14 protein-coding genes, 1 pseudogene and 2 riboswitches are annotated in these 16,743 nt (G+C 44.6%); of the genes and pseudogenes, 14 read left to right on the top strand and 1 reads right to left on the bottom strand.

From position 1 onward, the window contains the following. Window positions 1-222: 222 nt before the first annotated feature. The gene (bglS, locus tag SC79_RS16995; RefSeq protein WP_039076073.1) at window positions 223-954 is read right to left on the bottom strand and encodes a beta-glucanase; all 732 of its coding nucleotides are present in this window, start codon (window positions 952-954) and stop codon (window positions 223-225) included. A 296-nt stretch (window positions 955-1,250) separates the two neighbouring features. On the opposite strand from bglS, the gene SC79_RS17000 reads away from it, so the two are divergent. From SC79_RS17000 to purB, 14 genes and pseudogenes are all read left to right on the top strand, one after another. After that, the gene (locus SC79_RS17000) at window positions 1,251-2,213 is read left to right on the top strand and encodes an AAA family ATPase (protein ID WP_039076074.1); all 963 of its coding nucleotides are present in this window, start codon (window positions 1,251-1,253) and stop codon (window positions 2,211-2,213) included. After that, window positions 2,210-3,406, top strand: coding sequence for a DUF58 domain-containing protein (locus tag SC79_RS17005; protein ID WP_039076075.1), 1,197 nt, complete (start codon window positions 2,210-2,212; stop codon window positions 3,404-3,406). Before SC79_RS17000 ends, SC79_RS17005 begins: the two co-directional genes overlap by 4 nt. A gap of 21 nt (window positions 3,407-3,427) precedes the next feature. Beyond that, window positions 3,428-5,634 (top strand): annotated as a pseudogene (locus tag SC79_RS17010) (DUF4129 domain-containing transglutaminase family protein). 159 nt (window positions 5,635-5,793) lie between these two features. Then, window positions 5,794-7,335 carry a glutamine-hydrolyzing GMP synthase gene (gene guaA / locus SC79_RS17020; protein ID WP_039076078.1) on the top strand — a complete coding sequence of 514 codons (1,542 nt, stop codon included), beginning with the start codon at window positions 5,794-5,796 and terminating at the stop codon, window positions 7,333-7,335. A gap of 109 nt (window positions 7,336-7,444) precedes the next feature. Then, a complete protein-coding gene (locus SC79_RS17025; RefSeq protein WP_039076079.1) occupies window positions 7,445-7,978 on the top strand; it encodes a sigma-70 family RNA polymerase sigma factor in 534 nt (177 codons plus the stop codon). After that, complete coding sequence (locus SC79_RS17030) at window positions 7,960-9,426, top strand: DUF4179 domain-containing protein (RefSeq protein ID WP_039076080.1); 1,467 nt, start codon at window positions 7,960-7,962, stop codon at window positions 9,424-9,426. The genes SC79_RS17025 and SC79_RS17030 overlap by 19 nt, the downstream gene beginning before the upstream one ends. A gap of 146 nt (window positions 9,427-9,572) precedes the next feature. Next, window positions 9,573-9,674, top strand: a riboswitch (purine riboswitch). A 135-nt stretch (window positions 9,675-9,809) separates the two neighbouring features. Continuing rightward, complete coding sequence (pbuG, locus tag SC79_RS17035) at window positions 9,810-11,132, top strand: hypoxanthine/guanine permease PbuG (protein ID WP_039076081.1); 1,323 nt, start codon at window positions 9,810-9,812, stop codon at window positions 11,130-11,132. A gap of 208 nt (window positions 11,133-11,340) precedes the next feature. Then, window positions 11,341-12,144 (top strand): hypothetical protein, encoded by an 804-nt coding sequence (locus SC79_RS17040; protein WP_039076082.1) that lies wholly within the window; start codon window positions 11,341-11,343, stop codon window positions 12,142-12,144. 157 nt (window positions 12,145-12,301) lie between these two features. Further along, the gene (locus SC79_RS20215; protein ID WP_052245624.1) at window positions 12,302-12,469 is read left to right on the top strand and encodes a Fur-regulated basic protein FbpA; all 168 of its coding nucleotides are present in this window, start codon (window positions 12,302-12,304) and stop codon (window positions 12,467-12,469) included. A gap of 216 nt (window positions 12,470-12,685) precedes the next feature. Further along, complete coding sequence (locus SC79_RS17045; RefSeq protein ID WP_039076083.1) at window positions 12,686-13,240, top strand: DUF2179 domain-containing protein; 555 nt, start codon at window positions 12,686-12,688, stop codon at window positions 13,238-13,240. Next, window positions 13,240-13,437 (top strand): NETI motif-containing protein, encoded by a 198-nt coding sequence (locus SC79_RS17050; protein WP_039076084.1) that lies wholly within the window; start codon window positions 13,240-13,242, stop codon window positions 13,435-13,437. The genes SC79_RS17045 and SC79_RS17050 overlap by 1 nt, the downstream gene beginning before the upstream one ends. A gap of 79 nt (window positions 13,438-13,516) precedes the next feature. After that, a riboswitch (purine riboswitch) is annotated at window positions 13,517-13,618 on the top strand. Between the two features lie 140 nt (window positions 13,619-13,758). Beyond that, on the top strand, window positions 13,759-14,247 hold the full coding sequence (gene purE, locus SC79_RS17055; RefSeq protein WP_039076085.1) for a 5-(carboxyamino)imidazole ribonucleotide mutase: 489 nt from the start codon (window positions 13,759-13,761) through the stop codon (window positions 14,245-14,247). Further along, entirely contained in the window at window positions 14,240-15,382 is a 1,143-nt protein-coding gene (gene purK, locus SC79_RS17060; protein WP_039076271.1) for a 5-(carboxyamino)imidazole ribonucleotide synthase, read from the top strand. Before purE ends, purK begins: the two co-directional genes overlap by 8 nt. Next, window positions 15,379-16,674 carry an adenylosuccinate lyase gene (gene purB, locus SC79_RS17065; RefSeq protein WP_039076086.1) on the top strand — a complete coding sequence of 432 codons (1,296 nt, stop codon included), beginning with the start codon at window positions 15,379-15,381 and terminating at the stop codon, window positions 16,672-16,674. Before purK ends, purB begins: the two co-directional genes overlap by 4 nt. The last annotated feature ends 69 nt before the right edge of the window (window positions 16,675-16,743 follow it).

Below are 16,743 nucleotides of genomic sequence, written 5' to 3' on the forward strand. Positions count from 1 at the left end.
TATTGAACTGAACCGCTTGCATCCTTGCCGGAGAATCTATCTTTCTGCTAAATAAGAACTGCCGGATAACGATTGCGGCGTGGACGGCAGCGGGCGATTTCGAAAGAGAAAGAGGGGCTGATATCCTCTCGATAAGATTCGCCCATTCATGCCAACAACTTTTCCCTTCAATCATAAGAGCCGGGCTATATTAAGGCAGCGGGCTCTTATCAATATTTGACTTTATTTTTTTGTGTAACGCACCCAGTCGTAATGAGCGTATAGCGGTGTTACACCATTGTAGGAACCGAGCCATTCATCGACACCCGTACCATTCCACAGGTTCATCATAATCTTTCCTGGCGTTGTCGGTATTTGGCTTGTCGCAGTGTGTTTTAATTGCCCATCGACATACCATTTAATAGAATTTGGCTGCCAATCGAACGCATACGTGTGATAGGCATTGGCTGCATCAAATCCGAGATCCACAAGCTTCTCATGGTTTCCTGCCCCATTTGTATAATAGTTAAATTGAACCTTTGTTGTGTCTTTTCCTAAAAATTCGATATCAATCTCATCCCAAGGCGTTCCATCCGTTGGACCTGTGTACGTGAAGAACGATGAAACGATACCCGTGTTTTTAGCTGGTTTCATTCTGACTTCATAAAGTCCATAGCCATATGTTTGAACAGAACGGTTTTCCCCGCAGTCAAATTTGTTAAAGGATGGACTTGTTAGCGCCAAACGCATTTCACCAAATGACGTCGTGGAAACGTTATTTGCACGCCAAGTGCAGTTGAACATATCCCCATTCGAGTAACCATTTGCTTTTTGCCAAAAACCGGGGTTATAGCTGTTAAAAGGGTCAAAAAACGATCCGCCTGTTTGAGCTGAGGCAGTAGATGTGAATGCAGACAAACTCAAAAACAATCCAGTGACAAGAAGCAATAACACTCGTTTCATACGATAAGACATGTTGGCATACCCCTTTCTTTGAAAGCGTTTTCTTAATTGATCATACATAATTCTTTTAATAGGGAACATCGGTCAAAATAACGATATAAAGAATCTTACTTACTAGCATTCTGTACCTATCTTTTTAGATTGAAAAGGGATTTGGTTTTGCTTCCTGGCACGGGAAGCTCTTTTTGTATGATTTGTCCTGCTTGATTGGAAACAATTTGCTAGAATCGTTTTTTTATAGAGATCACTTTTTGTGGTAAAGTTAGGTTACAATATGAAGAATTTTGTAGATGACTAGGAGGAAAAGAATGGCATACGAAGAAGACCTGCATCCTTTGCTGGGAAAAGCAGTTGAACATATTAATAGAGTCATGGTTGGAAAACGAGACATCGCCATACTCAGCTTAGCAGCCATTCTAGCCAAAGGGCATGTGCTGCTTGAGGATGTACCCGGAGTTGGGAAAACGATGATGGTTCGCGCGCTGGCTAAGTCAATCGGCGCCGATTTCAAAAGAATTCAATTCACTCCGGATTTGCTGCCGTCTGATGTAACAGGCGTATCCATCTATAATGCGAAAACGTTGGAATTTGAATACCGTCCCGGCCCGATTATGGGAAATATCGTGCTGGCCGATGAAATCAACCGTACCTCTCCGAAGACACAGTCTGCTTTGCTTGAAGCGATGGAAGAGGGAAGCGTTACAGTAGATGGCTATACGATGCCGCTTGCCGCTCCGTTTTTTGTGATGGCAACGCAAAACCCCTTCGAATATGAAGGGACGTACCCATTGCCGGAAGCCCAGCTTGACCGTTTTTTATTCAAACTTCGCATGGGTTATCCGTCCTTTCATGAGGAACTGGACGTCTTATCTCTTCAGGAAAAAAGCCATCCGATAGAGACGCTTGAGCCGGTTATTACAAGAGAAGACTTCATCCGTTTACAGAGGGAAGTGCAAAATGTCCGCGTCGATGACAGCATCAAAGAATATATAGTAGAAATCGTGCAGAAAACGAGACAGCATGCCTCTGTTCAATTAGGCGTCAGTCCGCGTGGATCAATCGCTCTCATGAAAGCGGCCCAAGCATATGCGCTGCTTCATCATCGTGACTATGTCATTCCGGATGATATTCAATATTTGGCTCCTTTCACGCTTCCGCACCGGATGCTGCTGCAGTCAGAGGCGAAATTTGAAGGAATCGAGGCAGGCGCGATCGTACGGGAGATCATGTCCGTTGTGAAAGTGCCGGTTCAAAGGCCGTCGATCCGCTGATGAAGAAGATGCAATGGTTGGTATATGGGTGGAAGCTGATTGTATTAACGCTATTGACGGCTGCTGTTTTTTCTTACGCGATGTTTCAGGGCGGATTTGTCAGCTGGTTTTTGTTTTATGCGTTTCTTCCTTTTGTCGTGTATGCCGGATTGCTGGCATTATATCCGCTTCGCTCTTTTCAGGCTTCAAGGGAAGTGGCCAAAACACAATTGCATGCCGGTGACAGGCTGGGCGTGTCGGTTACGCTGAGAAGGAAGCTGCCGTTTCCGCTGATGTATATGGTGATTGAAGATTGCCTGCCGGATGGACTCGAGCCATTGAAACGAGATGAAGCCGCGGCCAACCGGCTCGTTTTTCCATGGTTTAAACGGAGTATGACGATGTCGTATGAATTAGCTCGTATACCGCGCGGAGAACATCATTTTCAAGCTGTCAGGGTGCGAACCGGGGATGTTCTCGGCTTGATTGAAAAAACAGCTTTTTATGAGCTTGATGATACCCTGTTTGTTTATCCAACCTTTCAGCGTCTTTCTTATCAGGTGAATGAAAGGCATCAGGAAGATGGGGTAAGCGGTTCTTCTCCGGTTCATCAGCACCATTCCACAGTCGCGGCAAGTGTGCGGAATTATCAGCCGGGAGACCGGTTTGCCGCATTAGACTGGAAGGCCTCCGCGCGGCGGAGCCAGCTGATGACGAAGGAATTTGAACCATCTCGAAGCAAAAACCTGTTTCTTCTGATGGACCGTTCTTCCTCTGAAGCATTCGAAGAGGTCGTTTCAGTGTCAGCTTCGATTCTTCATTCTGTTTTACAAAGCGGCGCGGGGGCGGGCCTGGCCTCAGTCGGAAAGGAAAAAACGCTTTTTCCTATTCAAGAGGGAGAGCAGCATTTTAAGCGAATGCTTCGGCATTTAGCGGTCACTCATTGTGATGCGGCTGACCCGGTAAGCCGATATGTACGGGAGGAGCTGGGGAAGCCGTCTGTCCGCATGGCTGATAAGGTGCTCGTCACAGGACAGTTCACGGAAGATTTGCTGCACATCGCGGAAACCGGGGGCGGCCGGGTTACAGTCATCCTGGCAAAAGAGAAAGATGCTGAGCTGTCTCAAGCTGAAAATGTCATGATCGAGCAGATGATGAAACGACGAATCAGAGTTCAGGTCATGAGAGGCGGACGAGTTTCGCGTGTTGTTTAGAAAGAGAGGTGACGGGTGCACATGCCGCACGATGATCAGAAGGGAAGCCGTTTGAGCTTGCTGTTATTTTATTTTCTGGCGTTTTTATTGCTTTGGGAGTGGCTCAGGCCGCTTGACCGTTTTACAGATACGAAACATACAGGCTTTTTTATTGTCTTTATCGGCTTGACGTTTCTGCTGACCTTTTTCAGGATGAGGTGGTTTGTCACTGTTCCTTTTAGTGTCTTATTTACGTTGATCTCAATACACATCCTGTTTTATCAAGGCTCCATATTTGACTTGAGCTGGGTCAGCTCTTTTTTACAGGATGTCTATTTGAATATCACGTTGATTCAATCAGGGCAATGGCATGACATGATTCCTTCGTTTCGGACCCTGCTGTTTTTTGTGCTGCTGTGGCTGTTGGTCTATCTCCTTCATTATTGGGTGATTTACCAGAGAAGAATCTTATTTTTCTTTATGATGACAGTAGCGTATATTACGATTCTTGATACCTTTACGCCATATGATGCCACCTATGCCGTCATCCGTATCGTGCTGATCGGCTTCTTTATGCTTGGCCTTTTATACTTAGAACGCATCAAGCTGATGGAAAGAATCGCGTTGCCGAAAACTTCTGTCCTCAAATGGTTTCTGCCGTTATCCGTATTTATCTTGGCTGCGGTGGGATTCGGACTTTCGGCTCCAAAGTCGGATCCGGCTTGGCCTGATCCGGTGCCTTTTCTCAAAAAAATCACCAATCAAGAACGTGTGCCGGCTGGAGAAAGCAAAATCGGATACGGAAACCATGATGAATCACTCGGAGGCCCGTTTCAGCCGGATGATACACCTGTTTTTACTTGGCAGGGAAAAGAGCGCACGTATTTTCGTGTGGAAACGAAGGATACGTATACCGGAAAAGGCTGGATTGAAACGGATACAGGCATGTCCTATCAGCTAAGCGGAGGGCAAGTTGAAAATCTATGGTTTGACCACAAGGTTGAGACAGAGCGCAGCACCGTCCGTGTAAAAGTCGATGAACACTACGGGTATAACCATGTCATGTATCCGATCGGTGCGAAGGCCATAAAGCCAAAGCAGGCTGTCTCACTTGAAATGAACGGGAACACAGAACAAATTTCTCCGATCAGTGAGCAAGCCGGTGAGATCAGAAATATGGGGAGGTATACCATCATATACAATTCCCCGGTCTACAAGCTGGATGAGCTGAGAAAGGTAAAAGTGAGAAACAACAGTGAGGAATACACATTCAGCGACCGCTTTATGCAGCTGCCAGAATCACTGCCTGAGCGGGTGAGAACCCTTGCGGCCAAGCTGACTCAGGAACACGATAATATGTTTGATAAGGTGAAAGCGGTAGAGGACTATTTAGGCTCAAACGAGTTCACATATGAAACCGAAAACGTGACCATACCTAAGGATCATGAGGATTATGTCGATCAATTTCTGTTTGAAACAAAGATGGGCTACTGTGATAACTTTTCTTCCGCAATGGTGGTGCTCCTCCGTTCGGCCGGCATTCCGGCCCGCTGGGTAAAGGGGTATACATCAGGCGAATATAAAGAAGCAGGAAACAAAAACGGCAGCATCTACGAAGTGACCAATAACAATGCCCATTCCTGGGTCGAGGTGTATTTCCCAGAACAGGGCTGGGTCACATTTGAGCCGACGAAAGGGTTTACAAACCCGGCTGTGTTTACTTCTTCTGACACACAGGATTCTGGCGGCAGCGAAGGCAGCAGCTCACCGGAGAAAACAAAAGAAGAGCAGAAAGAAGAAAAAAACAGGCGGAAAAACAAAAGGAAAAACGCGAGACCCTTGAGTCTAACAAACCGTCTGCTTCACATGCACATGCCGGTGCGGGCTGGTATGGAACGGTTGCGGTTCTAGCAGCTCTGCTCTTGGCAACGGTTTTGCTGTATGTTTTCCGCTCATTATGGATTCCTATTTTGGTTGTGAGAAGGTGGAAGCGCCGCAGCGATCAGATCGTGTTTTACGAGGCGTATGGCGCCCTGCTCAAACAGCTGAAGAGAAGGGGACTGCCGAAAAGAGACAGTGAAACGCTCCGTGATTATGCGAAACGAATCGATGGAAAATATGGATCGGAAGACATGTCAAAGCTGACACTACGCTATGAACGGGCGCTTTACAGAAATGAAGATTCGGCTTCACTTTGGAATGAATCCAGAAAGTTATGGGAAAATTTAATTAAAAGAAGATGGTCTTGACCGCTTATCGACGTGTTGTTAGAATTAGTGAATATTATCGGAGTCTGGGAGCGAGTTGCCGGACTTCGGCAAACGGCCTTGCCAAAGAGGGCGGAGCGGCTTCATATCTGTCCTCGTTTTTTCTGTGTCAAAAAACTTAGAGGAGATTAGGTGACAACCATGACAAAGTTAGTGAATGAAATGATTCTTGTCCTTGATTTCGGCAGTCAGTATAACCAGCTGATTACACGCCGTATCCGTGAATTCGGTGTATACAGCGAGCTGCATCCCCATACATTGACGGCTGAAGAAATTAAAGAAATGAATCCAAAAGGAATTATTTTATCCGGCGGTCCAAACAGTGTGTATGATGAAAACTCTTTCCGCTGTGACGAGAAAATCTTCGAGCTTGATATTCCTGTTTTGGGAATTTGCTATGGCATGCAGCTGATGACTCATTACCTTGGCGGTAAAGTTGAAGCGGCAAGCCAGCGTGAATACGGAAAAGCAAACATCCACATCGAAGGCACACCTGATTTGTTCAAAGATCTTCCGAACGAACAAGTGGTTTGGATGAGCCACGGCGATTTGGTTGTGGAAGTTCCTGAAGGCTTCACTGTTGACGCGACAAGCCATCACTGCCCGAACTCAGCGATGAGCAAAGCGGACAAAAAATGGTACGGCGTTCAGTTTCACCCGGAAGTGCGCCACTCTGAATATGGCAATGATCTCTTGAAAAACTTTGTATTCGGCGTTTGCGAATGTGAAGGCAAATGGTCAATGGAGAACTTTATCGAAATCGAAATGCAAAAAATCCGTGAAACGGTCGGAGACAAGCAGGTTCTTTGCGCGCTAAGCGGCGGCGTTGATTCCTCTGTTGTTGCTGTTTTGATTCATAAAGCGATCGGCGACCAGCTGACTTGTATCTTTGTAGACCATGGCCTTCTCCGTAAAGGCGAGGCTGAAGGGGTTATGAAAACATTCAGTGAAGGCTTTAACATGAACGTCATTAAAGTAGACGCACAAGATAGATTCTTAAATAAGCTAAAAGGCGTTTCTGATCCTGAGCAAAAACGCAAAATCATCGGCAATGAATTCATTTACGTGTTCGATGATGAAGCGGACAAGCTCAAAGGCATCGACTACCTTGCACAAGGAACGCTTTACACTGATATCATCGAGAGCGGTACGGCAACGGCGCAAACGATCAAATCTCACCACAATGTCGGCGGGCTTCCAGAAGACATGCAGTTTGAACTGATCGAGCCGTTAAACACGCTCTTCAAAGACGAAGTGCGCGCGCTTGGCACAGAGCTCGGCATTCCCGATGACATCGTTTGGCGCCAGCCTTTCCCAGGACCGGGACTCGGAATCCGCGTTCTTGGCGAAGTAACAGAAGAAAAACTGGAAATCGTTCGTGAATCAGATGCGATTTTACGTGAAGAAGTTGCGAATCACGGATTAGAGCGTGATATCTGGCAATACTTCACTGTTCTTCCTGACATCCGCAGCGTCGGTGTTATGGGTGACGCAAGAACGTATGATTACACAATCGGCATCCGCGCCGTTACATCAATCGACGGCATGACATCTGACTGGGCGCGTATCCCGTGGGATGTGCTTGAAGTCATTTCGACACGTATCGTAAACGAAGTGAAGCACATTAACCGCGTGGTGTACGATATTACAAGTAAGCCGCCTGCGACGATTGAGTGGGAATAAGTAAATAACAATGAGAAAAACGTCCCTTTTTCAAAAGGGGCGTTTTTTTGTGAACTTTTTGAAACCGTTTCGGCAGTTTTCCTATCTAACAACATAGGAGGTGGATAAGGTGAAGGAAGAAAGATTGATTACAAAGGCAAGAAAAGGAAATACGCGAGCCTTTGAAAAGCTTATGCTGGCACATCAGGAGACGTTATATAAAACAGCCTATCTCTATTTAAGAAACAAAGAAGATGCGCTTGATGCTGTACAGGAAACGGCTTATAAAGCTTTTATTCATATAGAAAAACTAAAAGAGCCAAAGTATTTTTTAACATGGCTAACCCGAATATTGATCAATTCCATTTTTGCCATGAATAAAAAGAAAGGCGATTTGGTTCCGTTTGAGCAGCAGCATGATACTGGAACCGATCAAGCCAATATTGAGGAACACATGGATTTGCGAAATGCGATTGATTCACTTGATGAACATGTTCAGCTCACGATTCAGCTCTATTATTTTCAAGATTATTCGATTTCAATGATAGCTGAACAAACGGGAATGGCAGAAGGCACGATCAAAACCCATTTACATAGAGCGAGAAAAGCATTGAAGCAGGAGTTGGAAAAGGAGGATCAAAACAAATGGACAAACACCAAGTGAAGCAGATGTATGATGATATAGCAGTGCCAAAGAAAGCACTCAAAAAGGCAATACATCAAGCTGTTGTTCGCGCTGAAAATGACAGGAACAGCAGACGCCGTTTTAAATGGGGACGAACCATTACAAATGGAATGGCTATTGCTGCTGTGGTATGTATATTGTATTTATCATCTGGTCTTTTTCTTCCCTCTGTAAACAAAGCGATGGGAAGCATCCCCATTGTCGGACAAATTTATAAGGATTTTCAAGATAAAGTTGGTCTATCATTGTTTAAAAGCAATTTGGTCACAGCTTTGAATGAAAAGGCTGAATCCAGAGGAATCACCGTTTCTGTAAACAGCTCCTATTACGATGCCGGACAGCTTGTCTATAACTTTACTGTTGATAACCTCCAGTCTGATGAAAAAGAGCTCATGTATGATGTGGACGAAGGGAGTTATAACAACAATTTTTCAATTAACTATGATTCCTTAATGCTTAAAAAAATAAATAATAAACAATATGCAGGACAATTAAGGATTTATACAAATGGCATTCAAATAAAAAATGGGGAAACCGTACCCTTTGTGATTACTCATATCAACGAAATACAGGGAAATTGGAGGTTCAAACTGCCAATTATCAAAAAGAAAGCAAATTATTTAGAAAGCTCAAAAGTGGTATCCGCTTATCATAATCGTTATCAATTTTCCAATATTCAAGTGGAGAATGGAAAGCTCGGATCTGTCCTTCAATTTACAATAGATTACCAAGGCATAGCAAAAAATGATACGGTGGCAATTGATGAAGTCAAGGATGATTTAGGAAACATATATGAGATGACAATGTCAAACATCGTGCTTGGAGACCGCAAAAAAATAAACGAGAGAACGGTAAGAGTAAAAGGACAAACACAGTTAGAATCACCAATCAATCCAAAAGCGAAAAAGCTAACATTAAGAGCATATATTAAATCCGAGGCAGAGGGCAGTGAAATCGTCCCGCTAAATGCTGAGATGCCGTTTCATGTTTCAAAAACAAACCATCAAAACATAGGGATTGAAGTCAATAACATGAAACAAGAAGGAAGAAAAGTATTGGTGCAATACCGCTTCACTGGAATTGATACCTCAAGCATGAATGAAAATGATTTAGTGAATATAGGTGAAATGATTGGCCTTGGTGATATGAAAAAAATGAAATCATGGGCTGATCCGTTGGCTTATTATGAAGAAGGTTATTATTTGAAAGCAAATACAGCTAAAGTGAAAAATATGAACACAGCCGAAATGGTGTCTACTTTTGAACTGGATGATCCATATCTTGATAAGCTGTCTTTACAGCATTTTAAGTTTAATGACTACGGTCTGTATATCGATAAAGGCATTTTAAATGATCTCATTCAACTAGAGCCATTCTCGTTTACTGTACCAGTGCATCAGGTGAATAAGCCTGCCATGATAAAATAAGAATAAGTTGAAAAGCCGTATGAAGCCATTCATACGGTTTTGTCATTGTTGCCAATTAAGTCAATAGACGAATAAACCATTTTTTTGAATCAGTAATGTTCGTTTTTTATATTGTCATTTTAAATTGAACTTGGTACAATAGACACAGAAATCAAATAAGATGAATTCGTATAATCGCGGGGATATGGCTCGCAAGTCTCTACCAAGCTACCGTAAATGGCTTGACTACGTAAACATTTCTTTCGTTTGATATAAATAAAACACGTTTATTTATTCAAACTGGAATCCGTCTGTAGTCAAGCGTCCCAAAATGCATTGGGGCGTTTTTTATTTGGCGATTTCAGGGCAGGATAAATAGCAAAGAGTGAAGGGAGTCAAATAGCTTGAAAAAGTACTTTCAGTTTGATGAGCTGGGCACCAGCTATCGCAATGAGATCATTGGCGGATTAACGACTTTTTTATCGATGGCATATATTCTGTTCGTCAATCCGATTACGCTTGCTTTGGAGAGCGTGAAAGATTTTCCGGAGGCGCTGAGAATTGATCAAGGCGCGGTCTTTACAGCGACAGCGCTGGCGTCTGCAGCAGGCTGTATTTTAATGGGATTGATCGCGAGGTATCCGATCGCCATCGCGCCAGGTATGGGGCTGAACGCGTTTTTTGCGTTTTCTGTCGTCCTCGGCATGGGCATTTCATGGCAGGCCGCTTTGTCTGGTGTTTTCATTTCAGGTCTTATCTTTGTTGCTCTTTCGTTAACAGGTTTTCGTGAAAAAATCATCAACGCGATTCCGCCGGAGCTGAAATTGGCTGTCGGCGCGGGGATCGGATTGTTTATTACATTCGTTGGGTTACAAGGTTCCGGAATTATTACTTCTAACCCTTCTACACTCGTCACCATTGGAAACATTCACAGCGGTCCTGTGCTGTTAACGATTTTCGGTGTGATTGTAACGGTTATTTTAATGGTGCTTCGCGTGAACGCGGGCGTGTTTATCGGGATGCTGTTAACAGCAGTTGCCGGCATGATTTTCGGTTTGGTTCCGGTTCCGACTCAAATCATCGGCAGTGTACCGAGCCTTGAGCCGACTTTCGGACAAGCATGGATTCACCTGCCGGATATTTTCTCCGTGCAAATGCTGATCGTCATTTTAACATTCTTGTTTGTCGGGTTTTTTGATACGGCGGGTACACTTGTTGCTGTTGCAACTCAAGCAGGTTTAATGAAGGGAAATAAATTGCCGCGTGCGGGTCGTGCGCTTTTGGCTGATTCATCTTCCATTGTGATCGGCGCCATGCTCGGTACGTCAACCACAACTTCTTACGTGGAATCAAGCTCAGGTGTCGCTGCGGGTGCCCGTTCAGGATTTGCGGCAATTGTAACAGGCATTCTCTTTTTACTGGCTACGTTTTTCTCGCCGCTTCTATCAGTCGTTACCTCAAATGTAACAGCTCCGGCACTGATTATTGTCGGTGCATTGATGGTGGCGCCGCTTGGCAAAATCGCTTGGGATAAGTTCGAGGTGGCCGTTCCCGCTTTCCTTACCATGATCATGATGCCGCTAACATACAGCATCGCGACCGGGATTGCGATTGGATTTATTTTCTATCCAATTACAATGGTGTGCAAAGGAAAAGCAAAAGAGGTTCATCCGATCATGTACGGACTGTTTGTGGTGTTTATCCTGTACTTTATCTTCTTAAAATAAGGAATGAAACCAGCTGCTGATGCAGCTGGTTTTTTTGTTGCAAAGGGTAAAACCATTTCATAGGATATACCGTCATGTAGATGTGCCGCCATGCATGATGTAAAAGGAAATAACTTGACTGTTCAGGAAGGCTTCGGTACCTTATATAAGTGTTTTATTTTCTTGCTGAATGGTATTCCGCTGTATTTTATTTATAGGAGTTGCTGACATGACGGAAGAAAGAAAAGAAATGTATGAAGAAGAAGTTAACCAGAGTGAAAGAATAGATGCAGATGAAGAGCCGCTATCGAGAATGTCCAGAAAGGCGAGCAGGCAAAGCAAGCAGAAGAAAAAACAAAAGCAGAAACTGCATAAGGAACGCGGTGAATCAACTGTTAAAGACAAGCTTGCGTCTGTATGGGCAGCCATCAACAGGTATTGCGGTTTTGCGTTCTCAATTTTAAAATCACCAGCGAAAACCGTTGTTACGGATGGTTTTTCTCATTATAAGTATGGCCTGATTTCAATGCTTATATTCAGTTTGATCTTTTCAATCGGGAACTGGTTTCAGTTAAAGGCCAGCTGGAACCGGCCGCTTGGGTTTGGAGAACGTCATCACGCTTTCTATGACGGATTTTTAGTCGTACTTGTGTATTTGCTTCTCTTTTTCGCGGTAATGGTCTTTGCTATATGGGCCGTTTCCCGCTACATGATGAAGCAGAAGGTGACGTTCAGAGAAATTGCTGCCTGTGTAGGTTCATTGTTAGTGCCGGTAATTGCTGTTTCACTCCTTTGGCTGATCTTTGCGATCGTAAATATCCCGATGCTGACAGTTCTGTTTACAGTGCTGATCTTGTTTTCGATCTTTTTCATGATGGCGCTGTATGTCCAGCGTCTGTATCAGGCCGCACAGGACGCACCGATTGACTATATCTATTGTGTGTTTGCGGTAGTTGCTGTAGGGCTGCTGTTTACGGCAGTGACCTGGCCGTTTATCTCTGAATATTTCACGGCGTCGCTGATTCCGCTTTAATGAAAAAACCGGTGTTCATAGCCGGTTTTTTTATGTCACATTTTTTACAAATATATCTAAAAAACATAGTTGATTTGTAGGATTAATCCGTGTATGATGGTGAAAATGCTGTAAACGTCCAGCGTACAAACCTTTATGTGTAAGGAGGATGATGGACATGGCTGAAGTACTTCGCCGAGCGATTAACCAAAAGAAGCAATTTTTAAAAACCAAATTACTGCTCTCGGAATTTTATCAGGGAAGAGGGGAACAGCTTGCTGATTATACGCTGAGTGAGCTTGAAAAAGAATACAAGTCCCTTCTGAAAATGAAAAAAGAGATCTGACAATAGATATGAGAAGAGGTGAGTCTGCTGAAAAGCGGGCTTTTTTGTTTTGATGTTGAAAAGGTTAGAAAAAGGGTAAGCTACTATTGTTTAATCTGATAAAGCGTGTCGACATTTTTTCAAGCGGTTTAGGGCATCGGTTGATTGAAAACAGCGTGTTTCTCTAGTAGAATATGAATGCTTTATGCATGCTGAAGAGTAGGGGGATGAAATGAAATGATGCAAACCATCTTATCAAATGGGATAGCTATGGTACTCATAATTCTCATTATTAATATTGTCTACGTGTCATTTTTTACGATAAGAATGATTTTAACGCTGAAAGGCCAGAGGTATTTAGCGGCCGGTATCAGTACGATTGAGATACTGGTTTATGTGACAGGGCTGAGTCTGGTGCTTGATAACTTAGACCAGGTTCAAAACGTAATTGCGTACGCGCTTGGATACGGTCTTGGCGTCATTGTCGGCATGAAAATAGAAGAAAAGTTGGCGCTTGGCTATATTATGGTCAATGTGATTACGAAGGAGCTGGATGTTGATCTTCCAAGGCAGCTCCGTGAAAAAGGCTACGGCGTGACAAACTGGGTGGCCGGCGGACTTGAAGGCGACCGTACAGCCCTTCAGATTCTGACACCGAGAAAGTATGAACTCCAGCTGTATGATACGATTAAGACAATTGATTCAAAAGCCTTTATTATTGCGTATGAACCAAAAACAATCCACGGCGGCTTCTGGGTCAAAGCGGTGAAGAAGAGGAGAATTAAAGAATAATGGCAAAGCCGAAGAAGAAAAAGTTTGAAGTGACAGAGCAGCAAACGATTGACGCTGTGCTTCAACAAATGAAAGAGGAAGGATATTTGCCTGTACGGCGAATGGAGGAGCCTATTTTTATGGAGAAAAAGGAAAATGGGTCAATTCAGATCGTTCCATGCGGGAGAAAAATCATTTTTGAAGGGAAACTGATCTAAAACACGAACATTAACAGAATCAATTTTTGTATCGTTCGATAATATCGTTGACATTATCCATGTCCGTTGTTAAGATAAACATGAAATCAAAACACGACCTCATATAATCTTGGGAATATGGCCCATAAGTTTCTACCTGGCAACCGTAAATTGCCGGACTATGCAGGAAAGTGATCGATAAAACTGACATGGATATATCGCAGAAGCGAACGACTGACGATACATGTACCATGCCCGGTTTGTATTGCTTCCTCATAAGTGCAATGCAGAGCGGGTATTTTTTATTTTCTGAAAACAAAAGCATGAGAAGGTGGGAACAGAATGCAGCCGCTAGTAGGAATCATCATGGGAAGCACTTCCGATTGGGAGACAATGAAAAACGCATGCGACATACTTGACGAACTTAAAGTTCCGTACGAAAAAAAGGTCGTTTCCGCTCACCGGACGCCTGATTTCATGTTTGAATACGCTGAGACTGCGAGAGAAAGAGGCATCAAGGTGATCATCGCCGGAGCAGGAGGGGCGGCGCACTTGCCGGGGATGACGGCTGCAAAAACGGCGCTGCCGGTCATCGGAGTTCCGGTTCAGTCTAAGGCGCTGAACGGACTCGATTCACTTCTTTCCATCGTCCAGATGCCTGGAGGCGTGCCTGTTGCGACAACATCCATCGGCAAAGCGGGCGCTGTGAACGCAGGCCTGTTAGCGGCGCACATGTTGTCAGCTTTTGACGCGGATCTTGCCCGTAAGCTGGATGAGAGAAGAGAAAAAACAAAACAGGCGGTGTTAGAAAGCAGTGATCAGCTTGTCTAAACAAACGATCTATCCGGGAGCTGTCATCGGCATCATCGGCGGCGGCCAGCTTGGGAAAATGATGGCTGTGTCCGCTAAACAAATGGGGTATAAAGTCGCAGTCGTTGATCCAGTGAAAGATTCGCCGTGCGGCCAGGTTGCGGATGTTGAGATTACCGCTCATTACAATGACCGTGAAGCGATTCGGAAATTGGCTGAAATCAGCGACATCATCACGTATGAATTTGAAAACATCGACTATGATGCGCTGCATTGGCTAAAAGATCATGCGTATCTCCCGCAAGGAAGTGAGCTGCTGCTCATTACCCAAAACCGTGAAACAGAGAAAAAAGCCATTCAAGACGCGGGCTGTGAAGTCGCGCCGTACAAAATCGTCACAACAAAGGATGAACTGAAACAGGCGATTCAGGATCTGGGGCTTCCCGCAGTACTGAAAACATGCCGCGGCGGATATGATGGCAAAGGCCAATTTGTGATCAAGGAAGAGGCGCAAATGAAGCAGGCTGCCGCTCTTTTAGAACACGGAACTTGCATTCTCGAAAGCTGGGTTTCTTTTAAAATGGAACTGTCGGTCATTGTCGTCAGATCGGTAAACGGCGAAGTTTCTGCATTTCCGGCAGCTGAAAACATCCATCACAACAATATTCTTTTCCAAAGCATCGTGCCTGCGCGGGTGGAGGAAGGTATTCAGAAGAAGGCTGCTGAGCTGGCTGTTAAGCTTGCAGGCGAGCTTAACCTTGTCGGGCCGCTCGCTGTTGAAATGTTCCTGACCGAAGACGGAGAGCTTTTGGTCAATGAACTGGCGCCGAGACCGCACAATTCAGGGCATTATACGCTGGATCTTTGCGAAACGAGCCAGTTTGAACAGCATATCAGAGCGGTATGCGGCCTGCCGCTCGGGAAAACAGATTTGCTGAAGCCGGGCATGATGGTAAATCTACTCGGCGATGAAGTGAAGCTTGTGGAGGAAGAGCCTGAGCTTATAAAAGAAGCGAAGCTCTATATATACGGAAAACATGAAATCAAAAAAGGCCGCAAAATGGGGCATATTACATTTATGAAGCAGCCTGAAGACTACTGGATTCAGGAGATCACAAATAAATGGATGAATAGAGACGGAGGACAAGCAGAATGATCGAACGTTATTCAAGACCTGAAATGTCCGCGATTTGGACGGATGAAAACAGATTTCAAGCATGGCTGGAAGTTGAGATTCTTGCCTGTGAAGCGTGGGCGGAGCTTGGCGTCATTCCAAAAGAAGACGTAAAGGTTATGCGCGAGAACGCGTCATTTGACATCAACCGCATTTTAGAAATCGAACAGGACACGCGCCATGACGTTGTCGCTTTTACACGCGCCGTTTCCGAATCACTGGGCGAAGAAAGAAAATGGGTGCACTACGGATTAACGTCAACTGACGTTGTGGACACTGCGCTTTCTTACTTATTAAAACAGGCAAACGATATTCTGCTCAAGGACCTTGAGAGATTTGTTGACATCATAAAAGAAAAAGCGAAAGAGCATAAATACACAGTCATGATGGGGCGCACACACGGCGTACACGCTGAGCCGACAACATTCGGTTTAAAACTTGCGCTTTGGCATGAAGAAATGAAACGGAATCTTGAGCGTTTTAAACAAGCGAAAGCAGGCATCGAGGTTGGGAAGATTTCCGGCGCGGTCGGCACATACGCGAACATCGATCCCTTTGTAGAGCAATATGTCTGTGAGAAACTCGGATTGAAAGCTGCGCCGATTTCAACACAAACGCTTCAGCGTGACCGCCATGCTGATTATATGGCGACACTCGCTTTGATCGCGACAAGCGTTGAGAAATTCGCAGTTGAAATCCGCGGTCTTCAAAAGAGTGAAACACGTGAAGTTGAGGAGTTCTTCGCGAAAGGGCAAAAAGGTTCATCCGCTATGCCGCACAAACGAAATCCGATTGGCTCTGAAAACATGACAGGCATTGCGCGCGTCATCCGCGGCTACATGATGACGGCTTACGAAAATGTTCCATTATGGCACGAACGCGATATTTCTCATTCTTCAGCAGAACGGATTATTCTACCGGATGCGACAATCGCGCTGAACTACATGCTGAACCGTTTCTCCAACATCGTGAAAAACTTAACGGTCTTCCCGGAAAACATGAAGCGCAACATGGATCGCACACTCGGCCTTATTTACTCTCAGCGCGTGCTGCTTGCTTTGATCGACACAGGCCTGACTCGTGAAGAAGCCTATGATACAGTACAGCCGAAAGCAATGGAGGCGTGGGAAAAACAAGTGCCGTTCCGTGAGCTTGTGGAAGCGGAAGAGAAAATCACGTCCCGTCTTTCTCCGGAAAAAATCGCTGACTGCTTTGATTACAACTACCATCTGAAAAATGTTGATCTGATCTTTGAACGTTTAGGTTTGGCATAGAAGAAGCTTTTAGGCGGCTTCTTCTAAGTCGTCGCAGTTTGAAAATTCCCAACATTCGGGTTAGGAGGC

The organism is Bacillus sp. MSP13 (assembly GCF_000815295.1).
Lineage (GTDB): Bacteria > Bacillota > Bacilli > Bacillales > Bacillaceae > Bacillus > Bacillus vallismortis.